General features: G+C 55.6%; 15 protein-coding genes, 1 tRNA gene and 1 pseudogene. 6 read left to right on the top strand and 11 right to left on the bottom strand.

Features of this window, described 5'->3' with window-relative positions:
• Positions 1-80 precede the first annotated feature (80 nt).
• Positions 81-157: transfer RNA gene (locus HY2_RS02035), tRNA-Asp, on the top strand.
• Positions 158-291: 134 nt separating this feature from the next.
• Entirely contained in the window at positions 292-1710 is a 1419-nt protein-coding gene (locus tag HY2_RS02030; RefSeq protein ID WP_064773857.1) for a DUF6538 domain-containing protein, read from the top strand.
• Positions 1711-1794: 84 nt separating this feature from the next.
• Here the strand turns inward: HY2_RS02030 and HY2_RS17830 are convergent.
• Positions 1795-1920 (bottom strand): annotated as a pseudogene (locus HY2_RS17830) (IS6 family transposase); the annotation flags it as partial.
• Between the two features lie 116 nt (positions 1921-2036).
• Here HY2_RS17830 and HY2_RS02025 point away from each other — a divergent pair.
• The 4 genes from HY2_RS02025 (at position 2037) to HY2_RS02010 (ending at position 5228) form a co-directional block, all read left to right on the top strand.
• Positions 2037-3113 carry a PIN domain-containing protein gene (locus HY2_RS02025; protein WP_034824202.1) on the top strand — a complete coding sequence of 359 codons (1077 nt, stop codon included), beginning with the start codon at positions 2037-2039 and terminating at the stop codon, positions 3111-3113.
• A gap of 210 nt (positions 3114-3323) precedes the next feature.
• Complete coding sequence (locus tag HY2_RS02020; protein WP_112063319.1) at positions 3324-3749, top strand: hypothetical protein; 426 nt, start codon at positions 3324-3326, stop codon at positions 3747-3749.
• Positions 3750-3756: 7 nt separating this feature from the next.
• Positions 3757-4275, top strand: coding sequence for a hypothetical protein (locus HY2_RS02015; RefSeq protein ID WP_034824198.1), 519 nt, complete (start codon positions 3757-3759; stop codon positions 4273-4275).
• 2 nt (positions 4276-4277) lie between these two features.
• Complete coding sequence (locus tag HY2_RS02010; protein WP_034824197.1) at positions 4278-5228, top strand: CBASS cGAMP-activated phospholipase; 951 nt, start codon at positions 4278-4280, stop codon at positions 5226-5228.
• Here the strand turns inward: HY2_RS02010 and HY2_RS02005 are convergent.
• The 10 genes from HY2_RS02005 to HY2_RS01965 form a co-directional block, all read right to left on the bottom strand.
• The gene (locus HY2_RS02005) at positions 5225-6367 is read right to left on the bottom strand and encodes a hypothetical protein (protein ID WP_034824196.1); all 1143 of its coding nucleotides are present in this window, start codon (positions 6365-6367) and stop codon (positions 5225-5227) included. The genes HY2_RS02010 and HY2_RS02005 overlap by 4 nt on opposite strands.
• Positions 6364-6711, bottom strand: coding sequence for a hypothetical protein (locus tag HY2_RS02000; protein WP_034824195.1), 348 nt, complete (start codon positions 6709-6711; stop codon positions 6364-6366). The genes HY2_RS02005 and HY2_RS02000 overlap by 4 nt, the downstream gene beginning before the upstream one ends.
• Complete coding sequence (locus tag HY2_RS01995) at positions 6708-9071, bottom strand: argonaute/piwi family protein (RefSeq protein WP_034824194.1); 2364 nt, start codon at positions 9069-9071, stop codon at positions 6708-6710. The genes HY2_RS02000 and HY2_RS01995 overlap by 4 nt, the downstream gene beginning before the upstream one ends.
• Complete coding sequence (locus HY2_RS01990; protein WP_034824193.1) at positions 9064-10014, bottom strand: PD-(D/E)XK nuclease family protein; 951 nt, start codon at positions 10012-10014, stop codon at positions 9064-9066. Before HY2_RS01990 ends, HY2_RS01995 begins: the two co-directional genes overlap by 8 nt.
• Entirely contained in the window at positions 10011-10373 is a 363-nt protein-coding gene (locus HY2_RS17085) for a helix-turn-helix domain-containing protein (RefSeq protein WP_081814870.1), read from the bottom strand. The genes HY2_RS01990 and HY2_RS17085 overlap by 4 nt, the downstream gene beginning before the upstream one ends.
• Positions 10374-10608: 235 nt before the next feature.
• Complete coding sequence (locus tag HY2_RS01985) at positions 10609-11370, bottom strand: RES family NAD+ phosphorylase (protein WP_034824191.1); 762 nt, start codon at positions 11368-11370, stop codon at positions 10609-10611.
• Entirely contained in the window at positions 11330-11713 is a 384-nt protein-coding gene (locus tag HY2_RS01980; protein ID WP_034824189.1) for an antitoxin Xre/MbcA/ParS toxin-binding domain-containing protein, read from the bottom strand. Before HY2_RS01980 ends, HY2_RS01985 begins: the two co-directional genes overlap by 41 nt.
• Positions 11714-11750: 37 nt before the next feature.
• Positions 11751-11954, bottom strand: a complete 204-nt coding sequence (locus HY2_RS01975; protein WP_034824187.1) for a hypothetical protein — start codon at positions 11952-11954, stop codon at positions 11751-11753.
• A gap of 19 nt (positions 11955-11973) precedes the next feature.
• Positions 11974-12288, bottom strand: a complete 315-nt coding sequence (locus HY2_RS01970; protein WP_034824185.1) for a DUF736 domain-containing protein — start codon at positions 12286-12288, stop codon at positions 11974-11976.
• A 5-nt stretch (positions 12289-12293) separates the two neighbouring features.
• Positions 12294-12399 (bottom strand): DUF2274 domain-containing protein (locus HY2_RS01965; RefSeq protein WP_034824183.1); only part of this gene is annotated, 106 nt, incomplete at its 5' end.

The raw sequence follows: 12399 nt of genomic DNA, 5'->3' as shown, positions 1-12399 counted from the left end.
TTTGCGTGAACTTCCGTGCTTGACCGGGCATCCCGCCTTGATTAGAGAGACCGCTCGCCGCCAAGCGGTGCCAGAAATGCGCGGGTGTAGCTCAGTCGGTTAGAGTGCCGGCCTGTCACGCCGGAGGTCGCGGGTTCGAGCCCCGTCACTCGCGCCATTTCTCTCGAAATGGCAATCGCGCAACTTCTTGAAATCAAACGGAATTTTCGGTTCTGTTTGGATTTCTTTGTCTGAATTGGCCGGAATTTGTGGACCAAATTGGGACCAAATTGTGGACCAATGGGCGGCGTCATGAAGCGCGTCGTAGACAATTCTTACCTCGAACAAAGAGGCCGGGTCTGGTGGTACAATCGCCGGGTTCCGAGAAAGTTCGCACACCTCGATACCCGCAAACGGATCAAGGAATCGCTCGGCACGACTTCGCTTGAGCAGGCGCGTTACAAACGCGACTTGCTGGCCGAAGCTGACGATCATTACTGGGCATCGCTCAGGATCGCGGACGAAACAGGACCATCGACAAACCGCGAAGTGTCCGAAGCTGTCTGTCGCAGATACAAGATGGCCACCGTGAAAGCTCTGGCGAGCGGTTTCGTCTATCAACCCATCGATCATCTCGCGACCGAAGCGCCGCTGGAAGAAGCGCTTGCCCGATTGCTGGCCGTGCAAAACCAGGCTGGACCCGCCGAAATTCCGAAAGAACGCGATGCCGAAGCTTTGCTCGGCGGCGCGACGAAGCCGACGGTCACCGTCTCCGAATCATTCGAGATTTACCTCTCAGAGATCGCTTACAATGCGCAGCTCTACAAATCGCCCAACCAGCGTGCGTCCTGGGAGAAGACCAAGCGGACGTCTATCCAGTATTTTATCGACTTTGCAGGCGATATTGCCTTGGAGGAGATCACGCGGGAACTGGCCCTCAAATACCAGAAGCACTGGGCGAAGCAGGTTAAGCCGAAGGACGCCAAGACAAAGCCAATGGCGCCGAACACAGCGAACCGCCATATCGGCAACATCCGTTCACTTTACACAGATTACTTCAAGCATATCGGTGAAGAAGAGCGGCCAAACCCGTTCCGCAACATGCACTTCAAGGCGAAGTCCAGAAAGGAAGTCCCGCCATTCTCTACAGATTGGGTGCGCACAAAGATCCTTGCGCCCGGTGCAACGCGCAGATGGAACCCGGAATTGCAGCTGATCCTGCTGATGTTGATCGAGACCGGTTGCCGACCGAGCGAGATCATCAACCTGAGAGTCGAGGACTTTCATATGGATGAGCCCGTTCCATACATAGCTATACGTGCGCGTACGGACCGCGAAGTCAAAACCGATACATCCGAACGCGACATCCCGCTCGTCGGTATCTCGCTCGAAGCAGCAAAACGCGCGGCGCCAAGGGCGTTCGCTCATTATTACGACCGGAACGAGCTTGTCTCTGCGAACATGATGAAGAATCTCCGCAATCGGGGCCTGTTGGAGACACCGGAGCACAAGGTCTACTCACTTCGCCACGCCTTCGAGAAACGAATGCAGGAAGCCAACATCGACTACGGCCTGCGCTGCCTGTTGATGGGGCATAAGACGACGAGGCCGGTGTATGGGGATGGTGGATCGCTGGAGTATCGGCGCGACGAGCTGTTGAAGATTGCCCATCCGTTTGATCGGCGGGTGATGAAGTTATTCGAGCAGGAGAATCAGGGTTGGTGCGCTTAGGCTGAGAAGGGCGCAAGAGCAGACATTGGCTCGTCCGCATAACCTCCTCCACAACAGTTCACCTTCGTAATCGACTGCGTGTCAGAGATTATAGTGAATACCGTTAATCTTCACGAAAACTTCGTCTAGGCGCCATTGCCATTGAGTATACTAGCGCATGAGTGAAGTGCACTTTGATCGGATTTTGTCGATGAAAGTCGGACCAAACCGGCGGTGCAGGATGGTTTGCGCTGACAATCCCAGCTTGAGTGTTTCCGGTTACGTTTATGACGCGTTGGCGCTATACGAGAGGAGCAATTTCTCCCGTACATGGAAGGGTTTTCATCATGACGACCGTCTATTTCGATACCAGCATCATCATGAATGAAAGTTTCTTACGGTCCGCTTATGCGCAAGCGATCCTGAAAGCTTGTTCTCTTTTGAACATCGCTGTGGCGATTCCAGACATTGTTATTGACGAGACTTTGGGGAACTACCCCAAAAAGCTCAACGTTAAAGCAAGAGCATATGAAGCCGCGCGAAAAGACCTTGCGAAGATCGCTGATCTGGAGGCGCCAGCTTTTTCAAAGGAGGGTGTGTTTGACGCGTATGAGGCTGGGTTAAACGCGCTTCTGGAGAAGCATGAAGTCACGGTCATTGCCTATCCGGATGTCGGGGCAAAGGAGCTGGTAGAAAAAGCTTATGAGTGCAAAAAGCCATTCGATGAGAAAGGGATTGGGCACAAAGACTATATTGTCTGGCGTTCGATCAAAGATCACATTGAGGACGGCGATGCGCAGGCGCCTCATATTTTCCTAACGAACAATACCCGCGATTTTTGCGATACTGACGACAATGATAATGTGATCTTGCATGACGATCTCTCCAGTCAGATCGCGGACGACGCGCTAAAACCAAAAGTCTACACATCGCTCAAGGCGTTCTATGACGCGGAACTTCTGCCAAATCTCGAAGGCGTAGCGCTGGCGGATATTCCTGATCTCAATGCGGAGACACTGGATGAACTGACTTCAGCCTATTTGGGCGAAGAGTTGCCGCAGCGTACAGCTTACGGGATTGAGGGCGTGCCCTTTAGCAATGAGGTTTCGATTGTTCACTATGGCGGTCATCAGATTGAAGACACTCAGCTCTCTGAATTTGAGGATGATGTGATCATAGAAGTTTCAGGTACGGTCGAGATCGAGGTGACTGGGTTCGTAGAGAAGCACGCTTTTTATCTCGATGATGAAGAGGGGCTCAGTGTCAATGTGATCGATGGCGACTGGAATGACCATGTCATGCTGGTCGGGACGACAGTCGAAACGGCTTTTGTGCTCTCCATTGTCTATTCGAAGGAAGATAGCGCTGTGGCGGGCTATAATCTGAGTTTGCCGCAGGAAATCGATGCTTACGCAGACTATTAGCAGCGGAATATCGGCGCTTTGTAAGCGGGAATGGTGCGAACGAAGAAGACCTGGTTTCTGTCGCAAGATCAGGTGTTTGCCATCGATCGAAATGGTTTAAAATCGAGCGAACCCGCACCCAAAGCGCCAAAATCGGCCGAAAATCATTGAAATCGACCGAAAAATGCGCTATATGTCATCCATAAATCGAACACTGCCATGGAGGCTTCGGTGTCAGAATTTGCAAAAACCTTACAAGGGTTCATCGATCACATGCCTGACGGCCGTCGGAAACGGGAGTTTGAGACGGCGTTGAAATTATGCCCGGAGATTGAAGTCGAAGTTGTAACCGAAGAGCGTGCCAATAAGTCTATGAAATCGGTGCGTGAAGGGGCGTTAAAGACCGGCCATGCGTTTGTCATCGCGCGGGCGGGCAAGGTGGATCGTCTAGAACAGGCGGCGTTCGTCTTGTCGTCTGACACGATCCTGGCCTTGATCGGGTCCATTCGAGAAAACACTGAACGCACGGCTGCGCGGCGACGACCGGCCAGCGCCTTGCTCGCGCAGCTAAAGCCCATGGATCCAAGCCTAGTAAATATGAGGCTGTCGCCGCGTTCTGAGGAAGAGACTGTGGGCGGTCGGGGCCGGGTGTTCTAAAGCTGCCATGTCTCGCTACTTGCTCAGCTCTCAATGCGTGTTCGATATCATCAAGCGGCGCAACCTGGATGCGGAGCTATGGCTTGAGGCTGCCGATGCGCGCGGCCTTTATGCCGATGATATTTGCATTAGCGCTGTCACGCCGATGACCATTCAATGGCAATTGGAGCAGGCGCTGGCCTATGCGCGGGCGCATCCAGAGACGACAGAATATCCCGTTCCGGTGATCAAGGAATTCATCGACCAGGCCAATCGGTTTTTCGAAGAGTTCGCTCGGCATGACCGCATCATTCCGATGGATCACAAGATCGCCAGTAAATGGGGCGATTTGCTCGATATGAAGATCACGTTTCAAGACCAGGACGGGCGCGACTATGACGTTCCAAGCGCCACCAAAGTTGAGATCGCAACCGCGCTGATCGGGCGCGGCGATTTCCCGCTGGTTTATGTCGACTATCATCAGGATGGCCATGCCAGCATTCCAAATCTCGCGGTTGAAAACCCAGAAGACATCGTGACGAAATAGGGATGGCGAGCAACCGGTTTCAGATTCTCGCCCTGAGCGGCGGCGGCTATCGCGGCCTCTTCGGCGCCGAGTTCCTGGCCTCCTGTGAAGCCGAGTTCGAAGCGGCGTGCGCGGAACGATTTAATTTGATTGCCGGCACGTCGATTGGTGCGCTCCTGGCGGCGGGGCTCGCGGCATCGGTTCCGGCAAAAGACCTTGCCGATGCTATGCGTGCGCATGGCCCAGACATCTTCAAACGCAATGTGCTGACCGGCGCGAAACAATTCTTCCTGGCAGCGCCGTATGCGGCTGAGCCGATACAGGTTGCGGTTCGCGATGTGCTTGGCGAGACGCTCGCGCGAACGCCGCTCAGCGCCTTTGAACCCGCACTCGCGATCACGACGGTCAACTACTCGACCGGAGAAACCGCCGTCTTGCGCTCGAAGGGCCTCGCTGGAAAAGCCGCCAGCAATATCGCGCTTGAAGACGCGATATTGGCGAGCGCTGCGGCGCCAACCTTCTTTCCGACACGCAAAATCGGAGTGGCGGAGTTTATCGATGGGGGCCTCGTCGCGAACGCGCCAGATATGATCGCACTCTTGGATGCGCGTCGGTTCTGCAATGCCCGTTTTGACGATGTCTATCAGCTGTCAATCGGCACAGCGGGGCGTCGGCAGGGCGCTGCGGTGCATGACAAAGCCCGCGCGCCGGGCGCGGTGTCCTGGGTGGCGCGGCGCGGATTGGTGCAGACGATTATGGCGGCTCAAGAACACCTCGCGCTCGAACAGGTCGGGGATCTGTTACAGGCACGGTTTTTGAGGATTGATGCTGAACCTGCACAAAATCAGGTGAAGGCGATCAAAGCGCTGGACCGCGTGTCTGACAAAGCGACCGCGACTTTGCAATTGCTGGCGGGCCAAGCCTGGCAGGCGCACAAATCCTCACGGGCGCTGCGGGATTTCTTTAAGCGTTAAGACAGATTTGATTGAAGCTCTGCGCGTGCCTTGGTTTCCCAGACATCGTATTCATGTGGGCGGTTCCAGAACATTGACCAGGCGTCTTGTATCGCTGCGCCGACTAAGGGCTGATCCTGTTCGGGCAGGCCAGAAATCCCGCACGCGCCAAAGGCGTCTATGGCCGCCTCGGCGATCGCATCTAGTCTGTCTGGAGGATAGCAAAGCTCGAAGGCCGCGCGTTGTTGGGCGGTGGGCGCTGACCCGAACGTGGTCCAGGCCCGGGCAATAGCGTCGGCTTCCGGATCAAATCCACGCCGTTTCAAGACATACAATATCACAGACATACGCGCCTCATCATCTGGATGGGATGGCAGCGTGGCGATTGGTACGGTGAAGCGCGGTTTGCTTTTTCGGTAACAGAGATGGAGGTGCGTCCAACCATAGGCGGGGCCTGCGCAAAAGGCCCCGAAAGCGTCACAGATGAATTCTTCCATCCAGGTTTCGATCCAGCAGCGGCGCCAGAGTGCATATCGGTGTGTGTGGTCAGGACCGGCGCGTCTTCGATCGCCGCGAAGGCGAGCTTGATCGAGTTCACGACCGCGCGCGGTTTTCAAACTCAAGAAGGCTTGCGCCAACGGATCGAGCTTAGGGTTAGTGATCCCGATGGGCGATAAGAGCGGATGGCAGAGCTCATGATAAAGATCAGCGAGCTGTAGCAGAAACCTGCCTTCGATCAGTGGTACGCGCAGCAAATTGAATGCGGGCGAGATCTCAAAATAGGATTGTGATGTGTGACTGACGGTGGGCGGGATTAGCGGAAAACTGATCTCTTGGCAGATGCTGTTCAGGAGCCGGTTGAGGTCAATGTCTTCGTCTGATTGGTTTTTGAGGGCGAAGACGCCGAGGGTTTCAGTTCGATCTATACTTTCGGTAACCGTTTGATAGATCCGACCTACCGATGCTGCCGCTTCGGGCTTTTCGTCCAGCAGTCTTGCCGCTTCTGCGAGGTTGAAAACCGCTTCATTCAATTGCGTTGTGCAGGTCCTTTGCAAGTCCCGTAATTCCAGTGCCGGGCTTTGCTGCGCGATTTCAACCAGCGCGCGGGCGCGGGCAATGGTGTGGGCGATCGCCCCGCGCAGATAGGTCGCCGAAATCACCGAGGGCTGAGCCTGCTTGAGAGCGCAGCGCGCTCCGAGCCTATTTGCGCGGCGATGTCGCTGAGCGCCGCGCGGACACCAGTCGAAAGTTCAGACTCGTCGAGCGCTTCGGCAAGATCAACCAGATCGGTGCGCGAACTGCCATTTACGCTACGCAATAGGCTATCGAGCAATAATCCTTCATGACTGGCGTCAGTGTCAGCGCCGGCGGCCGCGGCGCGCAAGAGGCGTGCGAGTTCCGTGTATTTGTCTGCATTTCGATCGAAGAGCAGGACTTCGTCGATCAGTAATTGGAACTTGATTGCTATCGATTCCGCATTGCTAATCAGCGATAACTGGCTCATGCCGAGACCGCCGGGGTATCATCATTGGCGTGGAGGATTTCATCCTCGTCATGCGCGGTGCCTTCATCCATGAGCAGCATGTCGCAAAGCTTTAGCGAGATTGGCAGGCGCGAGCAGCTTTCGGGCCGTGTCCAGGTCAGGCAGGAGAGGCGAAAGACATCGCTGAGGGCGTCTTGCAAGGACATGTCGCCAGCCACTTGTTTGACATGCAGGGGGCGGGCGGCGCCGCCGCGCAAGAGCGGCGCGCCTGTCGTGCAGACATACCCGTCAGTCTCCGTCAGCATCATCCAATCTCCGAGTTCAGGGTTTTCAATTCGGGGCTTGCGACCAGCGGATCGGTCAACGGAAAACAGACGCAAACGGGCCGGGGCCGATTTGGAGACTTCGAAGACGTTCAGGTCAAAAGCCGGATCGATGTGACCATCATCCGCCAGCTTCCGGCAGGCCGCGCGAAGGCCTTTGAGTTCGCTCGGCCAAATGCGACCGTCGCGATGAATGGCGATGGTTTTGGTCAGGCGGCTCAGATGTGGCGCTTCATTGCTAATCAGTTCAACCAGCTTGGTCTCGACGATCCCTGCGGGGAGTTTTTCATTCTTGGTCGAGAGCCTCAGCGTGTGGCGGATAATCCGTCCGCCTTCTGCGATCAGCACAAGCGCAGCAGTGTGATGTTTGACATCAATGCCGACAACAATATCGGCGACAAGCTCGTCTTTGAGGACAAATGGCCATTTGGCGTTTGGCAGGAGGATCTTGTTCAGCGCCGCACCTGTGAGATAACCGGAAAAGCGTCCCTTTTCGTCGCGCTTGCGCACATAGCGGGCGCCGTCTGAAGCGCTTTCTCGGCGATAGGCATTGCCGGGGACCGTGGCGTGAAAAATGGCGGCGTTCACGCCGTAGGACTTGCGCAATTTATTGATCAGCAAAGCGGGGAGTTCTTCTTGGGCACGGGCTTTGCCTTTTGTGCGATGGATCATGATCGCACAGTCTCCCGGTGGAAGATCGCCATCTTCTGCGAGTTTAAAAATGGCTTCGGCTTGAGAGCGCGCGTCCACGGTTGCGCTGACATCATCAAAGGCGATGACGGTTGGCTTATAGTTTCCGGTTGGATGGAGGCGTTTCACTTCCGCGGTGAGATCGCGCACGAACTCATTGCCCCAGGCATTCATGACGCTTTTCGGCAGCACGAGGCATTGGGGTTCTAAGGGCGAGGTTTCAAAAAAGCCGACATCGGCGCGTTCCAGAAGCGTGCGGCGATTTTTGGCGTATTGGCGAAGATCGATCCGGTCACCGCCGCGGTCGGTCCCGTAGAGGATGCGGTTTGAACCGAACTGTAGCTCCGGCAGATCGATCGGCCGCGTTTTCAACGCTGCGGGCTGATCAGCGACGCTCAGCACAGCATTTCCGATTTTGATGTCCCGTAAGAAACGCTGTTTGAAGCGATAGGCTTTGCTGCGTCTGATATGCGGCGCTTGGATGGAGCGGCGTTGATGGCGCGCGCCGCGCTTTGAGTGTGTATCGACAATTGGGAAACAAAGCTCTGCGGGCGCGGCCTTAACCTCAGCGGAGTCCGAACCGCGATAGGTTAGCACGACGCCGTCGCCTTTTAAGTCTATCAGGCTTTTTGGTATGGGCTGGCGCGCTTGTTCATGCAGGTAGGCTTTCAGAGAGACAGGCTGATTGTCCTTAAACAGGATGGGGTGGCTGACGGTCTGATTGGCGCCGCTAATCTTAATTTCGTACCAGATGTCGCCCATGCGATAGAGACAAGACGTGTTTTTCAGGCGCCTGATAAAGTTTGGGTCGGCATAAGCCCCCACCGCGCGCTGCGAAATCAGTTTTGTTCGCGCATCCAGCATGACGCCAAAGCCGCCGCCAGGATAGGGCACGGCCCTCACGGCAATGCCTTCAAACAGTTCAATGCCGTCAAATGTATCGGCGGGCTTGCGATAGTAAAACGCATCGCCTGCGCGCGGCTGCCAAAGCTCGCCATGATTAAACAGGGGCGACTGGATCATGAAATTCAAGAAGCGCAGGCGAATGGGGTCCAGTTCGTCGCCGCTGACCGAGCAGTCGATCTCAATGGAATCGCCGAGGGATTTTAAGGTGGCTACCCAGCGCGCCAAATTGTGATGTTCTGCGAGATCACCGGAGAGCGCTTCAGGGGCCGCGAGGAGCATGGTCTCGCCGCGTTGGATTGAGGTAAAGGGCGCCTGGTGACGACGGCTCAGTGTGCGAACGAGGCGAGAGACACCAGCGTAGTATTCCGGACTAAATTCTGGAGCACCCTGAAGTTCGAACAAGCGGTATGAGGTGCTGACGGTCTCAAGGCCGGACAATTCATAGATGTTTGTTTCACGCATGGCCTGCAGTCTCCCAGCATATGGATTGAAAAGCGCAGCTCGCGCAAAGCTCTGGATCGCTGGTGGCTTCGAACTCTTCGATATCGCAATTAGCGAATTTCTTGCCGTCTTGAAGCTGCTCCATGCTAAATGCCGTGTGCATCATAAAAGCTTCTGCGTCCTCAATATCGTCATCTGTCAATTCATGGGTGCGCACGTCGCCCAAGAGCAGTTGGACTTCCTTCAGAACGATGTCTTTTGCAGGGGCTTGCCAGCCTTCTAATGGAAAATTGCGATTGGGTTTTATCATGCGGCTGAGTGCGATCGCATAGCTCGCCAATTGTCCGCGGGCGTCATTTGTGCCGTCTGTGTGTACTTTCCAGTCGATGATCTGAATGGGCGCATCGTCGGTATAGACGATTAGATCGGGTACGGCTTTACCTTTCAGGTCCGCGACAATATCGAAATGCAATGGCGGTTGGGCATAGTAACTCATACCCGCAACCAATTGCGCACGAAAATCATCAAGCGCGTAAAGCGTTGAGAATGCTGTAACGATGTCATGCCATGCCGCGTCGAAGTCATCTTCCGTCGGCTCTGGTCCATAGACGTGTTCATGAAAGAGCGCGAACTCGCTCGGGTGGTGCGATTTTACGAGCGTTAGATCTTCTTTGCGGTTTTTCTCCGCGAAAGCGCGCTGTTGGTCGAATAGTTTCCTGGCATACGTTCTCACTTCCCCAGATTTGATCCGATCCCCCATTTGCAGAGCTGGGATGATGCGCTCAGAAATGACCGTGTCGACGATATCACCGCGCCACGCAGAAAGGGTTGAGAGATGGCTGAGCCGGCGAGCTCTCAAGCGGGCGTCATCTGTGAGCTTACCGGGGCCGGCCATGATTTTCGCGAAATACCATTTGCGTTGGCATTGACGAAAGAGGCGCGCAGAAGAATACGACCATCTCATTGGCGCCCTCTGTCGCGTTTGCGGATGAGCTCAAGAAAGTCAACAAGGGCGTCTTCTTCGTCTGGGGTGACTACACCAAGCCGGGCCGCAAATTGACTTGATGGCGTGTTCAGACGCGGCTGACCAGTTTCAGGAATCGGGTATCCAGCGAGTTCCATCAGGTGGGCGTATGAGATCTGATATCGTTCAGCCAGTGTGTGCAAAACACTCGGGGACGGGGTTTTGATTTTCCCGGTTTCCAGTTGACTGAGATAGGCGTTGGAAACGCCAGTCTCCGCTTCAACAGCCCGCAAGCTGAGCTTTGCGTCCGTTCGCGTTCGCGCCAGATATTTTCCTAGCTTGTTCGAAGAATCAGTCATTGTTGCTAATTGTATCAAGCGCGCTAAGTATGTCAAGCAATTGATGTTTGGCGCGCCATATCTTCGGCGAAAGGCCTCCGAGATAATCCGGCCCGAGCTGGCGACTCCCAGCCCCGGCGAGCACGCGTTTCTAATGTCCGCTTCTGGGAGTGGCTGTGTGAAAACGGGTTTGGGATGTCTGCCTTTTAGGGATTTCGAGCCGAGTTCGTTTCGGCTGCTTTTGGGATCTTGCAGTCTAAATCCAAGTAAGAGGATGAAGCCTTTCGTCATTGCTCCATTCCTCCGGTGCAACACTGAATCTCTCTCCCCTAAATTCGCAGATTGCATGAACGCCAGCCTTGTTGAACCAAAGTCGCCAGGTCTGGTGTTCGGTTGGGGCTTGAGCGTCAAAGGCGGTGCAGGTCAGGATGGCGGCGTTCGGCTTGTGGTCAGGGTCGCGGACCGATGCGTAGCGGATGAGTTCGATCTCTTCGGCGCGGGCGGCTTCTTCAAGTTGCTGGCACGGGTCATAGTTGGATGGATGCATCCAGATTTCGCTGGTGTCGCTGAATGGTTTTCTCGTCAGGTCGATAGCGCTTTGAGTTTTGATGGGGACATCGAACGCCGTGTGCTCACTGGGCTGGGAGGGAAACGGGGTGCCGGGAGAGTCGGCGTAGAACAGCAGAAGGTGGAAAGCGGTCTCGATGATTGCGGTCGATGGCGCTTCGGAGACATAATAGACGCCGGGCGTTGGCCCCGCTTTGCGGAAACGTGAACCGTTCGGATAAAGCCCGTAGCGGAACGGCGTCATATAGAGATAATGCAGACCCTCGCATTCCGGCGGGACCGGGGGCTTGGTCTCTTCGAGTATGTCTTCCAGAAGGCGTTGTTCGTCCAGCGTGTCGACAAGCTGCAGCGTGGAGACGCCATGCTGCGCCTCCACGCATCGCCAGAAGGTTTGTTCGACGGGTTTCTGCTCAGAGCGGAGCGCGTCTGGAATCCAGATAGGCAAGGCCATGGGTCAGTCCTGTAATCGTCTTGATCTGATCGAGAGGACGACCGCCAAGCGCCCGGTTTTCATTGCGCAGCCAGGCATGAGCGACCTTGCTGTCGCCGCCCGTGATCGCATCAAGCGAGCGGAAAAGACGGACGAACAAGGCACCGAGCTCAAAAGCCTTGGAGCCTTCTTCCAGACGGAACTCGTTTTTGCGCATCCGCGAGACCGTGGGTTCCGAAACGCCGAGAATCGTGGCGAGGTCCTTGCCGGAAAGCCCCAGCTTTTCAGCTGCGCGCATGACGGCCATGGTCATGACCCGCGCCCGTTCCGGATCGCCTGCTGTGAGTGTCTGAGACATGGTCATATCCTTTCCTGTGAAAGAATAAGTATCATTTCTTTCTTCAGAAATCAAGAGGAGGCCTTTCGCTGGGAGTTTCGGGGGTTGGACGGCTCAGCGCCGCTTCAATCCGGTCTTTTGCGGAGCGGCGTTTCTGCACCTCCCGGTCAAAGCGGTCGAACAGCGGGAAATACTTCTCGCCGCAATAGCGCACGACCAGCGCCGCGATCCGGCGGCCTTCTTCAAGGTCCTGAATGGAGAGACTCATCGGATCGCTGCCTGGCTGTTCAGTTCGCTTTGGCGCGGTTCCAGACCATGACGCCGGTGCCGTCGGCTTCATTCTCGAAGAACGCTGCGCGCATCGGGCTGGCGAAGCTTGGGTCATCCAGCTTGACGGCGAGGTATGGCGTCTCGCCATCCTTGCTTTCCTGCCGCCAGGCCGCGCCGAGTTCTGCGCCGCCTGCATAGAGCCGGAAGTCGGGTGCGCCGTCGCTTGCCTTGTCGGTGTTCGGAACAAGCTGGGCTTTGACATTGATCGTCATGGTGCGGATCGTGCCAGTGTATTTGCCGTCTTTCGCAGTGAAGGTGCCGATTTGTGCCATGAGAATTACCTTTCCTTGTTGGCGTGAAGGGCTTTTCTGGCCCGTTTGAATCCGGCGTCAGAGCCTAGGAAGTTTTCCAGCATGGCCGGGATCAGCGCTTCGGGCTTTTCC

Origin of the sequence: Hyphomonas pacifica (assembly GCF_000682675.1) — a bacterium.
Lineage (GTDB): Bacteria > Pseudomonadota > Alphaproteobacteria > Caulobacterales > Hyphomonadaceae > Hyphomonas > Hyphomonas pacifica.
This window is presented reverse-complemented; position numbering and strand designations above follow the sequence as displayed.